The sequence below is a fragment of the Streptomyces sp. NPDC012769 genome, from assembly GCF_042901205.1.
GTDB lineage: Bacteria > Actinomycetota > Actinomycetes > Streptomycetales > Streptomycetaceae > Streptomyces.
Window position 1 is genome coordinate 788,922 of sequence record NZ_JBIBCP010000002.1, and the last position, 16,690, is coordinate 805,611.

The 16,690-nt window shown below is 72.5% G+C and carries 14 protein-coding genes and 1 pseudogene; 8 read left to right on the plus strand and 7 right to left on the minus strand.

Features of this window, described 5'->3' with window-relative positions; translation table 11 throughout:
* The first annotated feature begins 11 nt into the window (after positions 1 to 11).
* The 4 genes from ACFY7C_RS12635 (at position 12) to ACFY7C_RS12650 (ending at position 6,385) form a co-directional block, all read left to right on the plus strand.
* Positions 12 to 2,183, plus strand: coding sequence for an acyl-CoA dehydrogenase (locus tag ACFY7C_RS12635; RefSeq protein ID WP_389648024.1), 2,172 nt, complete (start codon positions 12 to 14; stop codon positions 2,181 to 2,183).
* Between the two features lie 13 nt (positions 2,184 to 2,196).
* Positions 2,197 to 3,399, plus strand: coding sequence for a lipid-transfer protein (locus ACFY7C_RS12640; protein ID WP_389648027.1), 1,203 nt, complete (start codon positions 2,197 to 2,199; stop codon positions 3,397 to 3,399).
* A 134-nt stretch (positions 3,400 to 3,533) separates the two neighbouring features.
* Positions 3,534 to 5,078 (plus strand): MFS transporter, encoded by a 1,545-nt coding sequence (locus ACFY7C_RS12645; RefSeq protein ID WP_389648030.1) that lies wholly within the window; start codon positions 3,534 to 3,536, stop codon positions 5,076 to 5,078.
* Between the two features lie 14 nt (positions 5,079 to 5,092).
* Positions 5,093 to 6,385, plus strand: a complete 1,293-nt coding sequence (locus ACFY7C_RS12650) for a phosphatidylserine/phosphatidylglycerophosphate/cardiolipin synthase family protein (protein WP_389648033.1) — start codon at positions 5,093 to 5,095, stop codon at positions 6,383 to 6,385.
* Between the two features lie 67 nt (positions 6,386 to 6,452).
* Here ACFY7C_RS12650 and ACFY7C_RS12655 read toward each other — a convergent pair whose 3' ends face one another.
* The 5 genes and pseudogenes from ACFY7C_RS12655 to ACFY7C_RS12675 form a co-directional block, all read right to left on the minus strand.
* A complete protein-coding gene (locus ACFY7C_RS12655) occupies positions 6,453 to 7,085 on the minus strand; it encodes a response regulator (protein WP_389649482.1) in 633 nt (210 codons plus the stop codon).
* A 39-nt stretch (positions 7,086 to 7,124) separates the two neighbouring features.
* Positions 7,125 to 7,583: a MarR family winged helix-turn-helix transcriptional regulator gene (locus ACFY7C_RS12660; protein WP_389648035.1), complete on the minus strand. Its 459-nt coding sequence runs from the start codon at positions 7,581 to 7,583 to the stop codon at positions 7,125 to 7,127.
* A gap of 94 nt (positions 7,584 to 7,677) precedes the next feature.
* Positions 7,678 to 8,814 (minus strand): sensor histidine kinase, encoded by a 1,137-nt coding sequence (locus ACFY7C_RS12665; protein ID WP_389648038.1) that lies wholly within the window; start codon positions 8,812 to 8,814, stop codon positions 7,678 to 7,680.
* A 10-nt stretch (positions 8,815 to 8,824) separates the two neighbouring features.
* A pseudogene (locus tag ACFY7C_RS12670) lies at positions 8,825 to 9,547 on the minus strand (ABC transporter permease).
* The gene (locus tag ACFY7C_RS12675) at positions 9,544 to 10,506 is read right to left on the minus strand and encodes an ABC transporter ATP-binding protein (protein WP_389648041.1); all 963 of its coding nucleotides are present in this window, start codon (positions 10,504 to 10,506) and stop codon (positions 9,544 to 9,546) included. The pseudogene ACFY7C_RS12670 and the gene ACFY7C_RS12675 overlap by 4 nt, the downstream one beginning before the upstream one ends.
* Positions 10,507 to 10,767: 261 nt before the next feature.
* Between ACFY7C_RS12675 and ACFY7C_RS12680 the strand changes: the two genes are divergently transcribed.
* The 3 genes from ACFY7C_RS12680 (at position 10,768) to ACFY7C_RS12690 (ending at position 13,815) form a co-directional block, all read left to right on the plus strand.
* Positions 10,768 to 11,625 carry a MaoC/PaaZ C-terminal domain-containing protein gene (locus tag ACFY7C_RS12680; RefSeq protein WP_389648044.1) on the plus strand — a complete coding sequence of 286 codons (858 nt, stop codon included), beginning with the start codon at positions 10,768 to 10,770 and terminating at the stop codon, positions 11,623 to 11,625.
* Positions 11,626 to 11,672: 47 nt separating this feature from the next.
* On the plus strand, positions 11,673 to 12,749 hold the full coding sequence (locus tag ACFY7C_RS12685) for a Zn-dependent alcohol dehydrogenase (protein ID WP_389648047.1): 1,077 nt from the start codon (positions 11,673 to 11,675) through the stop codon (positions 12,747 to 12,749).
* A gap of 121 nt (positions 12,750 to 12,870) precedes the next feature.
* Complete coding sequence (locus ACFY7C_RS12690) at positions 12,871 to 13,815, plus strand: 3-oxoacyl-ACP reductase (RefSeq protein ID WP_389648050.1); 945 nt, start codon at positions 12,871 to 12,873, stop codon at positions 13,813 to 13,815.
* A gap of 81 nt (positions 13,816 to 13,896) precedes the next feature.
* Here the strand turns inward: ACFY7C_RS12690 and ACFY7C_RS12695 are convergent, their stop codons facing one another.
* Positions 13,897 to 14,019 carry a hypothetical protein gene (locus tag ACFY7C_RS12695; RefSeq protein ID WP_389648052.1) on the minus strand — a complete coding sequence of 41 codons (123 nt, stop codon included), beginning with the start codon at positions 14,017 to 14,019 and terminating at the stop codon, positions 13,897 to 13,899.
* 47 nt (positions 14,020 to 14,066) lie between these two features.
* A complete protein-coding gene (locus tag ACFY7C_RS12700; RefSeq protein ID WP_389648055.1) occupies positions 14,067 to 15,230 on the minus strand; it encodes a hypothetical protein in 1,164 nt (387 codons plus the stop codon).
* Positions 15,231 to 15,579: 349 nt separating this feature from the next.
* Here ACFY7C_RS12700 and ACFY7C_RS12705 point away from each other — a divergent pair, with 349 nt between their 5' ends.
* Positions 15,580 to 16,620 (plus strand): ABC transporter substrate-binding protein, encoded by a 1,041-nt coding sequence (locus ACFY7C_RS12705; RefSeq protein ID WP_389648058.1) that lies wholly within the window; start codon positions 15,580 to 15,582, stop codon positions 16,618 to 16,620.
* The last annotated feature ends 70 nt before the right edge of the window (positions 16,621 to 16,690 follow it).

A 16,690-nucleotide genomic window follows, 5' to 3' on the forward strand; every position in this document is an offset into this window, starting at 1 on the left:
TCTGCCGTGTCATGGGCATCGCCATCACGCACGAACAGCGGGAGCTCGCCCGGTCCGTCCGTCGCTGGCTCACCCGCGCCGTACCGCCCGAAGACGTGCGCAAGCACCTCGACGCCCCCGGGCTCGCCGCCGCGCGGCCCGGCTATTGGGAAGGGGTTGTCGCGCAAGGGCTCACCGGCGTCCATCTGCCCGAGGCGTGCGGCGGTGGGGGCGGGGACCTCGTCGATCTCGCCGTCGTCCTGGAGGAGGCCGCGCGGGCCCTGCTGCCCGGGCCGTACCTGCCGACCGTGCTCGCCGCCGAGCTGCTGCACCGGGCAGGGCGAGATGAGGACGCCGCCGCGCTCGCGGCCGGGGAGCGGATCGGCGCCGTGGCGCTCGGCGCGGGCGCGCTGACCGCCGTCCGCGCCGACGGCGGGTACGTGCTCGACGGCACCGCCCCGCCCGTCCTCGGCGCCGCCGCCGACCTCCTCGTCCTCGCGGCCGCCACCGCCGACGGGACCGTCTGGCTCGCCGTCGACCCCGACACCCTCGGCGTACGCTCGCACGAGAGCGCCGACCCGACCCGCCCGACCGCCGAGGTCACCGCCCACGGCGTCCACGTCCCCGCGAGCCGCACCCTCGCCTCCGTCGACACGGCCCTCGTCCGCGACCTCGCCGCCGTCCTCTTCGCCGCCGACGCCTGCGGCACCGCGGCCCGCGCCCTCGACACCGCCGCCGAACACGCCCGCACCCGCGTACAGTTCGGCCGGCCCATCGGACAGTTCCAGGGCGTCAAGCACCTCTGCGCCGACATGCTGGTCCGCCTCGAACAAGCCCGCGCGCTCACCTGGGACGCCGCCCGCGCAGCGCGCGGCACGGAGCCCGCCGTACGGTCCCTGACCGCCGCCCTCGCCGCCGCGACCGCGCTCGACGCCGCGTACACCGTCGCGAAGGACTGCATCCAGATCCTCGGCGGCATCGGCTTCACCTGGGAGCACGACGCCCACCTCCACCTGCGCCGCGCCCTCGTCGCCCGCCAGCTCCTCGGCCCCGGCGACACCCACCGCCTCGCCGCCGTCCGCCTTGCTTCCGGCGGCACCCGACGCGAACTGCGCCTCGAACTCCCGGCGGAGGCCGAGCCGTTCCGTACCGCCGCCCGCACCGCCCTCGCCCCCGCCGCCGGACTCGATCCGCGCGCCGCCCGCCGCGCCCTCGCCGGCACCGGCTACGCTGCCCCGCACCTCCCGGAGCCGTACGGTCTCGGCGCCGGCCCCGTACGACAGCTCGCCGTACAAAGGGAGATGGAGGCGGCCGGCATCACCCTCAGCCCCCTGTCCGTCGCCACTTGGGTCATCCCCTCCCTGATCGCGTACGGGACGCCGGAACAGCAGCAGCGCCACCTCGGCCCCACCCTGCGCGGCGAACAGCAGTGGTGCCAGCTCTTCTCCGAGCCCGAGGCCGGTTCCGACCTCGCCTCCCTGCGCACCCGCGCCGAGCGGACGGAGGACGGCACCGGCTGGCGGATCAACGGGCAGAAGGTGTGGACGAGCTCCGCTCAGCAGGCCGACTACGGCATCCTCCTCGCCCGCACCGACCCCGGCGCGCCCCGGCACCGGGGTCTCACCTACTTCGTCGTCGACATGAAGAACACCCCGGGCATCGACATCCGCCCGCTCAAGGAGATCACCGGGGAGTCCCTCTTCAACGAGGTGTGGTTCGACGACGCCGTCCTCCCCGCCGACGCCGTCGTCGGCGAGCTGAACGACGGCTGGCGGGTCGCCCGCAACACCCTCGGCAACGAGCGCGTCCACATGGCCGACCAGGTCGCCTTCGACACCGGACTCGAAGCGCTCATCAAGGCGGCGAGCGAAACGGACAGCCACGTACGCGCCCGGGTCGGCGCCCTCCTCGCCGAGGCGCACGCACTCGCCTGCATCGACCTGCGCACCACCCTCCTCCAGGTCTCCGGCCTCGAACCCGGCGCGGGCGCGAGCGTCCGCAAGCTCGTCCAGACCGTCCACCAGCAGAAGGTCGCCGAACTCGCCCTCGAACTCCTGGGCCCGGCGGGCGCGGTGGCCGAGGGCGTCGGGGAGCGGGCCGTGCACGGACTGCTGATGTCGCGCTGCCTGACGATCGCGGGCGGCACCACGCAAGTCCAGCTCAATGTCGTCGCCGAGCGCCTGCTCGGCCTGCCGAGAGACTGAGGGGGCCCCGGAGATGGGCAAGGCGTACATCGTGGGTGTGGGCATGACGAAGTTCGAGAAGCCGGAGACCCGGGACTGGCAGTACTGGGACATGGCGAAGGAGGCCGGCAGCGCCGCCCTGGCCGACGCCGGCGTCCCGTACGAGCGCGTCGAGCAGGTGCCCGTCGGCTACTGCTTCCAGGCCTCCACGGCCGGTCAGCGCGCCGCGTACGAACTCGGCCTGACCGGCGTGCCCGTCTACAACGTCAACAACAACTGCGCGACGGCGTCGACGGCGCTGATGCTGGCGCGGCAGTGGGTGGCGGGCGGGGCCGCCGACTGCGTGCTCGCGCTCGGCTTCGAGAAGATGGCGCGGGGCGCGCTGGGCGGCGGCGGTTCGGCGGGGGGCGGCGGTGCCGACTTCGCGACCTCGCCCGTCGCCCGGCACTACGGGATCATGGCGGCGGGGCACGGCTTCGAGATGTCCCCGCCCACCGCCCAGATCTTCGGCAACGCGGCCCGCGAGCACATGGACCGGTACGGCACGACGGAGGTGCAGCTCGCGGCCGTCGCCGCCAAGAACCACCGGCACTCCTCCCGTAACCCCAACGCCCAGTTCCAGGACGTCTACACGGTCGAGGAGATCCTCGCCGCCAAGACCATCCACCGGCCGCTGACGAAGCTCCAGTGCTCACCGACATCGGACGGCGCGGCCGCCGCGGTCGTCGTGTCGGAACGTTTCGTCGACGAGCGCGGTCTCGGCGACCGGGCCGTGGAGATCGTTGCGCAGGCCATGACGACGGACACGGAGGAGTCCTTCGCCTCCGGCTCCTGCATCGACGTCGTCGGCCGCCCCATGTCGAGGGCGGCGGCCCGGCAGGTGTACGAGGCGTCCGGGCTCGGCATCGAGGACGTCGACGTCATCGAGCTGCACGACTGCTTCTCCATCAACGAGCTGCTGACCTACGAGGCCCTCGGCATGTGCGAGGAGGGCGCCTCGGGCAAGCTCGTGGAGTCGGGCGCGACGACGTACGGCGGCCGGTGGGTCGTCAATCCGTCCGGCGGGCTCATCTCCAAGGGCCACCCCCTGGGCGCGACCGGCCTCGCGCAGGCCGCGGAACTGGTGTGGCAGCTGCGCGGCGAGGCGGGCGGGCGCCAGGTGCCGGGGGCGCGGGTAGGACTCGCGCACAACATCGGCCTGGGCGGGGCGGCGGTGGTGACGATGCTGCGGAGGTGACGATGCTGCGGAGGTGACGATGCTGTGGAGGTGACGACGCTGCGGAGGTAAGTCGGAGTGTCCTCAGGCAGGCCGTCCGCGACGCCGGTCGTAGGGCGTGAGGCCGATGTACGGGTCGGGGTCGGTCTGCGACCATGACACGCATGCCGCGTACACGCACCGAGAAGGACTCCGCCACCGACCCCTCCATATCCCCCTCCTCCCCAGCCACATCCGCGTCCTCGTCCCCGTCCCCGCCCGCCCGCCTCTGGCTTGTCGTCCTCGTCGCCTGTGCGGGCCAGTTCCTCGTCGTCCTCGACGTGTCCGTCGTGAACGTGGCGCTGCCGTCGATGCGGACGTCCCTGGGGCTCACGGCGCCGGGCCTCCAGTGGGTGGTGAACGTGTACTCGATCGCGTTCGCCGGCTTCATGCTGCTCGGCGGGCGGGCGGCGGACCTCTTCGGCCGCAAGCGCATGTTCATGGTGGGCCTTTCGCTGTTCACCCTGGCCTCGGTGGCGGGCGGGCTCGCGACGGAGGGCTGGCAGCTGCTCGCCGCCCGCGCCGTCCAGGGCCTGGGCGCGGCCGTGCTCTCCCCGTCCACGCTGACCCTGGTGACCGCCGCCGTCCCGGCGGGGCCCGCCCGTACCCGGGCCGTCGGCACCTGGACCGCGGTCGGCGCGGCCGGCGGAGCGGCGGGCGGCTTCGTCGGCGGTGTCCTCGTCGAGCTGCTCTCCTGGCGCTGGGTCCTGCTCATCAACGTGCCCATCGGCGCGCTCGTCCTGGCCGGCGCCTTCTGGTGGCTGGGCGAGAGCCGCGCCGGTGGCGGGCGGCGCCTCGACCTGCCCGGCGCGGTCCTCGTCACGGCGGGGCTTGCGACCCTCGCGTACGGCATCGTGCAGACCGAGCAGTCGGGCTGGACCTCCACGGCGACCCTGCTGCCGCTGGCCGCGGGCGCCCTCCTGCTCGTCGCCTTCGTGCTCGTCGAACGGCGTGCGGCGGAACCGCTGATGCCGCTGCGGATCTTCCGTACGCGCGCGGTGTCGGCCGCGAACGCGACCATGCTGCTGTGCGGTTCGACCTCCTTCGGCATGTGGTTCTTCATGACGCTCTACGCCCAGAACGTCCTCGGCTATCCGCCGCTCCAGGCCGGGCTCGCCCTCGTGCCGAGCTCCGCCGCCGTCATCGCCGGCTCCAAACTGGCCCCGCGCCTGATGCCTCTCATCGGCCCCCGTACGACCGCCGTGCTCGGCGCCCTCGTCGGGGCGGCCGGCTTCGCCTGGCAGTCGACCATGACCGTCGACGGCAGCTACCTGACCACGATCCTCGGCCCGGGCATCCTCATGATGTTCGGCATCGGCGCCGCCTCCACGCCGCTCGCGATCCTCGCCACCACCGGCGCCCCCGCCTCCGAGGCCGGCCTCGCCTCCGGCCTCATCAACACCTCGCGCACCATGGGCGGCGCCCTCGGCCTCGCCACCCTCTCCACCGTCGCCGCCTCCGTGACTGCCGGCGCCACCACCCCGGAGGCCCTGACCGCGGGCTACGCGGCGGCGTTCCGGCTGGCGGCGTGCGTGCTGGTGGGCACGGTGGTGGTGATGGTGCTGTGGCTGCCGAAGCAGGCGAAGGCGCGGGCGACGGAAGGGACGGAGGAAGGGGCGAAGGAGGGGACGAAGGAGGGGAGTCCGGCCGGACGTGGGTGAGTGACAATGCGCGCATGATGATGATCAAGAGCAGGTTCAGAACGGCCGTCACCGCGCTCGCCGTCGGCGCCGCGCTGACGGTCGCCCCCTCGGCCTCGGCGGAGCCGGTCGTGGCCGTGACCACCGGCGCGGTGTTCAACGACCCGTCGAGCTCCGAGGCCGCCGCCACGGGCCGCATCCTCTTCCACCTGGCGGACCTCGTGGACGGCGCCGAGGCGGGCTCGTCCATCCGGATATCCCTCTACCTGTTCCAGTCGCAGTATCTGGCCGACAAGCTGGGCGCCGCCCACCGGCGGGGCGTCTCGGTCCAGGTCGTGCTCGACAGCGACAGCTCTTCCGGGGCGGCCACCAGCCTGCGGAGCCAGCTCGCGGAGCCGGGCGGCGCGGACTCCTGGGTGCGCGGCTGCGCGTTCCAGGAAGCCTGTCTCGCCCTCGACCCGACCGCCACGGAGACCGACCCCGACGGCCGGATCGACAACGTCAACCACAACAAGTTCTTCCTGTTCTCCCGTACCAAGGGCAAGGGCGACGTCCCGGTCGACAACGTCGTGGTGCAGTCCTCCGGCAACCTCACCGGGCAGGACGTCCACGCGTGGTGGAACGACGCGCTGACGGTGGCCGGCAACGCGGCGCTGTTCACCGCGTACACGACGTACTTCCAGGACCAGGCGGCCGCGGCCATCGGGCAGAAGGCGAAGGTCGCCGACTACGCGCACGACACCCAGGCGGGCAATGCCAAGGTCTACTTCTTCCCGCGGTCCAGCACCGACACGGTCGTCAACATCCTGAAGACGGTGGCGCCGACGGGAACCGCGAACCCGTGCGGCGGCAACTCCGCCGGCTTCGGCACGCCGGACGGCCGTACGAAGATCCGCATCGCCCAGGGGCACATCACCCGCACGGCGGTGGCCCAGCAGCTGTGGAACCTCGCCCAGGCCGGCTGCCACATCGAGATCGTCTACCGGTCGCTCGACAACTGGGACCAGGAGACCCATACGCCGATGTCGGAGGTGGCCGACTGGCTGACCAGGCCGACGACCGGCAAGGGCCGCATCATCCTGCACGACCTCGACAACGACGGCCGCGGCGGCAGTGACACCCACACCAAATACCTGCTGATCGAGGGCACGTACTTCGGCGGCACCGACAAGAAGATCGTCTTCACCGGCAGCCACACCTACACCGCGTCGGCGCTCAAGTACAACGACGAGACGCTGCTCAAGTACGAGGACCCGGCGGTCTTCGCGCAGTACGTGGCCAACTTCGAGTCCCAGCGCGCGGCCTCCCTCACGGAGCGCGACCTGTAGCCGGACCTGTAGCCGGACCTGTGGCCGGACCCGGGGCCGGACCTGTGGCGCCGCCTGGAACCAGCCGCTACAGCCAGCCCTGCTGACGGGCCGCCCGGACCGCTTCCATCCTGTTCCGGGTGCCCGTCTTGCCGATGGCCGACGAGAGGTAGTTGCGGACCGTCGACTCCGACAGATGGAGCTTCGCCGCGATGTCCGCGATCGTCGCCCCGTCCACCGAGGCGCTGAGGGCGTCCCGTTCGCGGGCCGTCAGCGGATTCGGCCCGGCGCTCAGGGCGGCGGCCGCGAGGGCCGGGTCGATGACCGTCTCCCCGCGCAGGGCTTTGCGGATCGCCTCGGCCAGCTCCTCCACCGGCCCGTCCTTCACCAGGAAGCCCGCCGCGCCCGCCTCCATCGCGCGGCGCAGATAGCCGGGCCGGCCGAACGTCGTCAGGATCAGCACCCGGCAGTCCGGAACCTCGTCACGCAGATCCGCCGCCGCGTCCAGACCCGAACGGCCCGGCAACTCGATGTCCAGCAGCGCCACCTCCGGCCGCGCCACCAGCGCCGCCTCCACGATCTCGTCGCCCCGCCCCACCTGCGCGACGACCTCGATGTCCGGCTCCATGCCGAGCAACAGCGCGAGCGCGCCGCGCATCATGCCCTGATCCTCGGCGAGGAGCACTCTCGTCCGCCGGAGCGGCCGGTGGTCCTGCGGCATCTCGTTCACGAGGGACAGCGTAGAGCGGCGAGGCGGCACCTAGTGGTGCCAGGCCCTTCCGCCCGTGTTGTGGATGAAGCGCTGCAGGACCTTGAGCGTGGTGAGGTATTCCTCGTCGGAGATGCCCGCGTGGCGTTCGGCCCACAGCTCGTCCTGGAGGGCCGCGGCCTTGTCGAAGAAGGCCCGGCCGTCGGGGGTGAGGGTCAGGTGGCCTTCGGGGGTCTCGGTGGTCCAGCCCCGGGCGATCGTCGTGTCGATCTCCTCCTCCATGGTCTCCGCGCCCGTGCGGAGGTAGCCGCGGAGGGTGCGGGAGACCTCCTCGCGGGTCAGGGGCTTCTCGGCGCGGGCGAGCCGGGCGAGGATCCACCACTGGGGCTGGGTGGTGCCGAGTTCGGCGAGGGCGCCGCGGGTGCGGGTGACGACGGCGTCGTAGGCCGCCCAGCTCCAGTAGCCGATCGGCTGCTTGATCAGTTCCGCGTCGTCGTGCGAGTACTGCATGGCCGGATCCTCCGTGTTGCGTCGAACAAGTGCTTCGAACGGGTGCGACGGGAACGACCGTAGAAACTCAACCGGACTTGAGGTCAAGGTCCGACTATGCGGGCTCCACGGGGAGTTCCGCCAGGACCCGGAACCCGCCGCGTGGGGCCGGTCCCGAGACGAGGGTGCCGCCCGCCGCCGCGAGGCGCTCGCTCAGGCCCTTCAGACCGCTGCCGGGGGTGCCGGTGCCGGGGTTTCCGGTGACGGGGGTGCCGCGACCGTTGTCGGTCACCGTCAGCCGCACCCGTTCCGGGCCGCCACCGACTTCGATCTCGCAGCGCGTCGCGCCGCTGTGGCGTACCGCGTTGGTCGCCGACTCCCGCACCACCCAGCTCAACAGGGCCTCCGTCCACGGCTCCAGCGGCGGGCCGGACTGCCGGACGACCGGTTCCATGCCGGCCGAGGCCAGCGCGTCGCGGGCCCGGTCGAGCTCCGTGGTGAGGGAGGCCTCGCGATAGCCGGTCACCGCCTCCCGGATCTCGGTCAGCGCCTGCCGCCCGACCGACTCGATGTCCGCGACCTGCGCGAGTGCCGCGTCCGGGTCGCGCGGGGCGAGGCGGCGGGCGGCCTCCGACTTCACGACGATGACGGAGAGCGTGTGGCCGAGCAGATCGTGCAGGTCCCGGGAGAAGCGGAGCCGCTCCTTCTCCACCGCGGTGCGGGCCAGTTCCTCGCGGGTCGCCCGCAGCTGCCGGACCGTCTCGTCCAACGCGAGGATCGCCGACGTCACCATGACCGAGATGAACGTCCCGTACACGACACCGAACGACGTCCAGCTGTCCCGCCACAGGGTCACCAGCGCCACCGCCGTACAGAGCGGGAGCACGATCAGGGACAGCCGGCGGGGACGCCGCACCACCGCCCCGACCGCCAGGCCGAGCAGCGGGAAGAGGAGGAGCCACTCCCGGCCGTAGCCGATGGCGAGGGCGAAGGCGAGCGCTCCGAGGGCGGCGAGCAGCCCCCGTGTGAGCGGAGTCCTGCGCCGGCGGTGGTCGAAGGCGCGAAGGACGACCGCGATGTACAACCCGCTGAAGGCGAGCAGACCGAGGCCGCCGAGCCAGGGTCGGGGCGCTTCGCCCCGGACCAGGTGGGACAGCGCCCCCATGCCCATCAACAGCCAGGGCAGCAGGCTTCGCCCGCTCGGCCCGCGCTCCCGCGCCCGCAGGGCCCTTCGTCGCCACCGGTTCCTCATCGCCGCTCCCTCACACCCTCCGCGGCGAACGACGGTACGAGATCGCGGCGTACGCCCCGAACACCACCGCCCACGCCCCCAGGATCACCACCGCCGTGACCCCGGGTGCCGAACCCTCCGTCACCGCGCGGCCCAGCTCCGAGAAGCGGTTGGTCGGCGAGTACGAGGAGAGGATCGCCAGCCAGCGGGGGAAGAGGTCGACGGGGAACCACAGGCCGCCGACCACCGCGAGCCCCAGATTGCAGGCTACGTTGACGGCGCCGGTCGTCTGCGGGGGCAGGCGATAGCCGTTGCCGAGGCCGAGCAGGGTGTAGGGCAGCGAACCCGCCCACAGGGCGAGGGCCACCGTGGCCCACTGCCAGGCGTCGAGCCGTACGCCGTTGACGAGGCCGCCGGCGAGCAGGACGGCGACGATGGCGGGGAGGACGACGACCGCGCCTGTCAGGGCGCGGCCCAGCACGACCTGGCGGGGTGTCATGGGCGTGATCCGCAGCTGGCGCAGCTAGCCGGTGGTCTTGTCCTCGGCGACCACGTTGCCGACGGACAGGGCGGCGCCGAGCGCCCCGTACGCCGCCATGCCGACCATCGCCGCGGTGCGGTAGCGGAGGTCGTCGGCCGCGAGCAGGTTGGTGAAGAGCAGATACATCACCACCGGCACGGCGACGCTGGAGATGAGGAACCCGGGCTCGCGCAGCATGCGGCGGGCTTCGAGGCGGACGTATGCGGTGATCATCGGGACGTCTCCGGGGCGTGGGCCGCTATGCGCGGGCTCTCGCGGGTGAGGGCCAGGAAGGCGTCGTCGAGCGACACCGGGGCGACTTCCAGGCCCCGCACGGCGTTCCGCGCGGCCAGGGCGAGGACGGTCGCGTCGGGGTCGTCGCTGCGCAGCTGCGCCCGGTCGCCGCGGATCTCCACCGAGGTCACGCCGGGCAACCGGGCCAGTCCGTCGGTCGGTTCCCCGGCCAGGTCGACGGAGACGCGGGTGCCGCCCGCGACCTGTTTGAGCTGCCCGGCGGTGCCGTCGGCGAGCACCCGGCCGGAGTCGACGACGACGATCCGGTCGGCGTGGGCGTCGGCCTCCTCCAGATGGTGCGTGGAGAAGAGCACCGTGCTGCCACGCCGGGAGCAGTCCCGTATCGCGTGCCAGAAGGTCTCGCGGGTCTCCATGTCGAGGGCGGCGGTCGGCTCGTCCAGGACCACCAGCTCGGGGTCGCCGACCAGGGCGACGGCGAAGCGGACCCTCTGGGCCTGGCCGCCCGAGAGGCGGTCGACGCGGCGGCCCGCGAGCGGGGCGAGGCCGGCGAGCTCCAGGGCCTCGGCGACCGGCAGCGGCTCCGCGTACGTCCGGGCGACGAAGTCGATGAGCTCGCGGACGGTGACCCGGGGCACCGGCCGGGCGTCCTGGAGCATGGCGCCGACCCGCCCGGCCCGCACCGCGCGGGCGGGCGCCTCGCCGAAGAGCCGCACCCGCCCGCGGTCGGGCACGTCGAGACCGAGGAGGAGGTCGAGCGTGGTGGACTTGCCGGCGCCGTTGCGCCCGAGGAGGGCGACCGTCTCGCCGCGGCGGACGGTGAGGTCGATGCCGTCCACGGCGCGGACGGGACCGAAGGAACGGACGACTCCGGCGAAGGCGACCGCGGGCTCGGTCTCCTCGGCGCTCGTCAGGGGCGTGCTCACGGCTGCTGTCTCCATGGCCTCGACGCTACGGAGCGGGGACCGTGGACCGGCAGGCTCAGGTGTACGGACCTGACGGTGACAAATGTCCTGGGTGGCCGGGGAGCACCGATCTGACATGCCGTCAGTAGGGTTCACAAGCCCCATGCCCTCGGCTATACATGGGATCACCGAACTGGAACGCGTTCTAGGTTCGTTCGGTCCCGCACGGCCTCGGCGCGGTCGACGGTGCGGACGGCCGCGCCGAGGTCTTCACCTGCCACAAGGAGCCGCAACGCGATGCCCATTGACGCCGCCAAGGCCGTCGCCGCCGAACCCCGCAGCGCCGAGATCACCTGGGACCACAAGGACGTCCAGCTCTACCACCTCGGTCTCGGCGCCGGCGTCCCCGCGACCGACCCCGACGAGCTGCGCTACACCCTCGAGTCCCGGCTCCACGTCCTGCCCAGCTTCGCCACCGTCGCGGGCGCGGGCATGGGCGTCGTCGGCGGCCTCTCCGCCCCCGGCATCGACATCGACCTGGCCGCCGTCCTGCACGGCGGCCAGTCGATCACCCTGCACCGCCCGCTGCCCGTCGCCGGCAAGGCCGTCTCCACCTCCCGCGTCGCCGCCGTCCATGACAAGGGCAAGGCGGCCGTCCTGGTGCTCCGTTCGGAGGCCGTCGACGCCGACGGGCCGCTGTGGACCAGCGACGCCCAGATCTTCGTACGCGGAGAGGGCGGCTGGGGCGGCGACCGCGGGCCCTCCGAGCGCCTCGAACCGCCCGCCCGCGAGCCCGACGCCACCGTCGAACGGCCCGTCCGCGAGGACCAGGCCCTGCTCTACCGGCTCTCCGGCGACTGGAACCCGCTCCACGCCGACCCCGAGTTCGCCAAGCTCGCGGGCTTCGACCGGCCGATCCTGCACGGCCTCTGCTCGTACGGCATGACCCTGAAGGCGGTCGTCGACACCCTCCTCGACGGCGACGTCACCCGCGTCGGCGCCTACCGCACCCGCTTCGCCGGAGTCGTCTTCCCCGGCGAGACGCTGCGGATCCGGATGTGGCGGCAGGGCGACGACACGATCCAGGTCGCCGTCACCGCCGTCGAACGCGACGACGCCCCCGTACTCGCCGACACCCTCGTGCACCACTCTTGACCACCCTGTGACCACCCTGATCAACCCGGGCTGATGGGAGCCGCTCCATGCGCGCAGCCGTACTGCAAGAGATCGGCCAGGACAAGCTCGACGTCCTCGACGACGTCGAGGCGGTGGGCTTCGGCCCCGGCAAGGTGAGGATCCGGGTCCGGGCCACCGGCCTGTGCCACTCCGACGTCTCCGCCATGAGCGGCGTCCTCCCGCAGCCCGCGCCCTTCGTCCCCGGACACGAGGGCGCCGGCGAGATCATCGACATCGGCGACGGCGCCACCGGACTCACCGAGGGGCAGCGGGTGCTGCTGTGCTGGCTGCCGGCCTGCGGCGGCTGCCCCGCCTGCAGGCGCGGGCAGACCCAGCTGTGCCTGGCCGGGTTCATGAACGCCGGCACCCCCAACTTCAGGCGCCCCGGCGGCGACGTCTTCGGCTTCGCCGGCACCGGCACCTTCGCCGAGGAGGTCGTCGTCGACGCCGGCTGCGCCGTCCCCGTCCCCGACGACGTGCCCTTCGACATCGCCGCGCTCATCGGCTGCGGCGTGACGACCGGACTCGGCGCCGCCATCAACACCGCCAAGGTCGAGGCCGGTGCGTCGGTCGCCGTCATCGGGTGCGGCGGAGTCGGCATCTCCGCGATCCAGGGCGCCAGGCTCCAGGGCGCCGCCCAGATCGTCGCCGTCGACCCCGTCGAGTCCCGACGCGAGGCCGCCCTCCGCTTCGGCGCCACCGAGGCCGTCGCCCCCGACGCGCTCGCCGACGCCAAGCAGCGCATCACCGGCGGCGAGGGCTTCGACTACGTCTTCGAGGTCGTCGGCAAGTCCGCCACCGCGCGCACCGCCTACGAGACGACCCGGCGCGGCGGCACCCTCTGCGTCGTCGGCGCCGGCGCCCTCGACGACTTCCTCCAGCTCAACATGTTCGAGCTGTTCTTCGACGAGAAGCGGATCCTGCCGTCGATGTACGGGGGCGGCGACGTGCTCCGCTCGTACGAACGGGCCATCGCCCTGTGGCGGGCCGGCCGCATCGACCTGGAGTCGCTGATCACGCACCGGGTCCCGCTGGCCGGGATCAACGAGGCGCTGGAGCAGATGCGGACGGGCGTGGCGCTGCGCACCTGCATCGAGATCTGAGCTGGATCCAATATCCCGGATGTTGGATCCAATATCCGGGATCCAATATCCGGGATCCGATATCCCGGATTCAACCGCGGATTGGATCCGATATCCCGTCGAACTCTGAGAGGACCGACCCATGTCACTCCCTCTTGAGGGACTGAGCGCGATCGTCACCGGTGCCGGGCGCGGGCTCGGCCGGGCCGAGGCGCTCGAGCTGGCCCGGCTGGGCGCCGCCGTCGTCGTCAACGACTACGGCCAGCCGGGCCGGGACGGCTCCGGCGAGGCCTCCGCCGCGCCCGCCGAGGAGGTCGCGGCGGAGATCCGCGCGGCCGGTGGCCGGGCCGTGGCGCACCTCGGCGACGTCGCCGACTTCGAGACCGCGCGCGGGCTGGTCGATCTGGCCGTCGCCGAGTTCGGCAAGCTGGACGTCCTGGTCAACAACGCGGGCATCCTGCGCGACCGGATGGTCTTCTCCATGAGCGAGGACGAGTGGGACGCGGTGATCCGGGTCCACCTCAAGGGGCACTTCAACACCACCCACTTCGCCGCCGTGCACTGGCGGGGCCGGGCCAAGGCCGGGGAGAGCGGTGTCTACGGCCGGATCGTGAACACCTCTTCCGAGGCCTTCCTCGCGGGATCGGCCGGTCAGCCCAACTATGCGGCGGCCAAGGGCGGGATCGTCGGTCTCACCACGTCCACGGCGCTCGCCCTCGCCAAGTACGGGGTCACCGCCAACGCCATCTGTCCCCGCGCCCGTACCCGTATGACCGAGGACGTGTTCGCGGGCTTCGCCGAGCCGGCGGCGGAGGACGAGCTCGACCCGCTGTCGCCGGAGCACGTGGCGCCGCTCGTCGGCTACCTCGCCTCCCCTGCGGCCGCCGGCGTCAACGGCCAACTGCTCGTCGTCCACGGTGGCATGGTGGCGATCGTGGACCGCCCCAAGGTGTCCGCCAAGTTCGACACGGCCAAGGACGTCTTCACGTACGAGGAACTGGACGGGCTGCTCACCCCGCACTACGCGGCCCGGCCGGCGGGGGAGACCTTCGCGGCCGCGGAGGTCCTCGCCCTGAAGAAGGGCTGAAGAGGAAGCCGAGGCGAGACGAAGCGGAAGCTGAAGGGGAAGACGAACGGCCCCCGGGTTCCCCCGGGGGCCGTTCGTCGTTCACTGGGAGTCGGACTCGCGACGGTGGCGGCCGTGCGGCGAGGACGTGGAGTCCTCCGCCGGTGCGGCCGGGCCCCGGTGCTTGCCGGAGCCGTTGGACTCCTGTGCCTCCGTGTTGCTCATGGTGGAACTCACCCCGTAGAAATCGCTCTTGCTGTGCGGCCCGGAGTCTAGCCAGCGGGTTTTCGGTCCGTCAGGGGAGCCTGCTGCAACGGCACGGGGCGGCATACCTTGGGCCCCTCGGGGACCGGTGCAGGCTCCCGTTCCCGCCCCGGTCCCGGTCCCCGTTCCATCCCCGGTACGGGGAGGTCGGCCGGCTCCTCCAGGGCGGCGAGTCCGCAGGGCGTCGCGGGCGTCGCGTACGGCAGCCGCAGCACGCCGTCGGCCGTCCACAGGCCGGATCCGGCCAGCCAGCCGAGGGGTGCGGCCAGTTGGAGCATCCGGCGCGAGGAGGGCCGCCACATCCCCACCCAGCTGCCCGCCGCCGCGTCGATCCGCAGCGCCACACCGCAGCTCTCCGGCATGAGCACCTGCCCGGGTTGCACGGCGAACGGTGTCACCGCCGCGTCGTCCAGCCGCAGACACTCCGGGAAGCGCACCGGCAACAGGCTTCCGAGCACTCCCCAGCCGAGCCGGTCGTGCCCCGGGGACGGCGCGTCGGAGCGGATCAGCAGCAGTCCGCTGTCCGGGTCCGCGAGCAGCAGCCGGTCATGGCTCTCCTCCGTGATCTGGAGCAGGGGCGTGACCTCCCCGCCGCGCTCCAGGTCGATCGCCACCGCCTTCACCGGGCCGTCGTCCAGCTGCCGGTCGAGGGCCAGCATCCGTCCCGTACGGTCCAGCCAGACCCCGCCCGAGCAGCGGCCCTTGATCTCGGCCACCTGCTCCGGCCCGAACGCCCCGCCGGCCACCAGCCACAGGGTCGTGGTGTCCTCGCCGACGCCCATGGCGTAGGCGCAGATGCCGTCCGGCGACGGCGGGAGGAGCACCAGGGCGCCCGAGGGGGGTGCCTCGACGGCGCCCAGGATCAGTTCGCCGGTCTCCGGGCCGGTCGGGTAGAGCAGCGAGAACGTGTGCCGGCGCCCGTCCACCCGGCGTCCGATCAGCACCCGTCCGTCCGCCAGCGGCAGCAGCAGCGAGCCGGGCTCCTCGGGCTGGGAGAGGGGAAGCGGTACGGCGTACGGCTCGGGGCCGTCCAGCGTCCACCGCTCCACGTACAGCGCGTCCCCCGATCCGGCGAGCCGCGCCGCGTAGGCGCCGTTCGCCGTGATCGTGAACCCCGTGGGCCAGACCGCGTCGCCACCTTCCGTGGCGGTCTCGATGGCACAGGCTGTCATCGACTCGTCACCTCCGGCCACGAAGCTAGTTTTCGCACTTCCAGCCGAACAACACGAGCCATCCCACTTCACACCAAAGGGTGGCGGTCCGGCGATTCCGCTGAGCGGAGGGGGCGGGTTGTGCTCGTGTGACCAGGGGTGGATAAGGTAAGGCGACCCTAAGTGGAAGCTGTCAGTCCGCGGACGGGTCGCGAACCGCCGATACGCCGGTCCCGGCCGTGCCGCTCGGCCGTGCCGCTCGGCCGTGTCGCTCGGCCGTGTCGCTCGGCCGAGTCGTCTGACCGCGCCGCCCGACCGTGCCGTTCGGCCGTCACCGCCCGCCGTCACCGTACGTGTACAGGAGCCCGCCATGTCCCTCCGCCGCCGCGGCACCGCTGCCGCCGCCCTCGGTCTCGCCGCCGCGCTCACCCTCGCGGCCTGCGGAGGCGGTGACGGCTCCTCGGACGCCGCCAAGAAGGACGACGGCGGCAAGAAGAAGGACGTCGCCACCGGCGGCAAGGACTTCGGCGACGCCGCCGCCAAGACCGCCGCGATGGGCACGGACGCCAAGCCGGGCCAGTTCCCGCGCACCCTCACCCACGCCCTCGGCAAGACGGAGATCCCGGCCGCGCCCAAGCGGGTCGTCGTCCTCGACGTCGGCGAGCTCGACAACGTCGTCTCCCTCGGGGTCAAGCCCGTCGGCTACGCCCCCGCGGAGGGCGACGACGGCATCCCCGGCTACCTGAAGAAGGACGCCGGCAGCCCCAAGTCCGTCGGCACCATCAACAACCTCAACCTGGAGGCGATCGCCAACCTCCAGCCCGACCTCATCCTCGGCAGCCAGCTGCGCGCCGCCGACAAGTACGACGAGCTGTCGAAGATCGCCCCCACCGTGTTCTCCATCCGCCCGGGCTTCACCTGGAAGGAGAACTACCTCCTCAACGCCGCCGCCCTCGACAAGACCGCCGACGCGAAGTCGAAGCTCGCCGCGTACGAGACCAAGGCCAAGCAGCTCGGCACGGACATCGGCCCGAACAAGCCGACCGTCTCCATGGTCCGCTACCTTCCGGGCAAGATCCGCCTCTACGCCAAGGCCTCCTTCATCGGCACCATCCTCGAGGACGCCGGCCTGCCGCGGCCCAAGAACCAGCAGATCAACGAGCTGGCCGCCGAGATCAGCCCGGAGAAGATCGACCAGGCCGACGCCGACTGGATCTTCACCGGCGTCTACGGCGACCCCAAGGCCACCAAGCGGGACACCGCCCAGGCCAACCCGCTGTGGAAGAACCTCAAGGCCGTCAAGAGCGGCCAGGCCAAGGACGTCCCGGACGAGACCTGGTACCTGGGTCTGGGCGTCACCGCGGCGAACAGCGTCCTGGACGACCTGCGCGCCGACCTCGTGAAGAAGTAGGACGGCGGCGCACGGCTTTCCCGTACCTGGTGGGACCACGGGAGACCTCGTGGGTCGTGGGTTATCCACA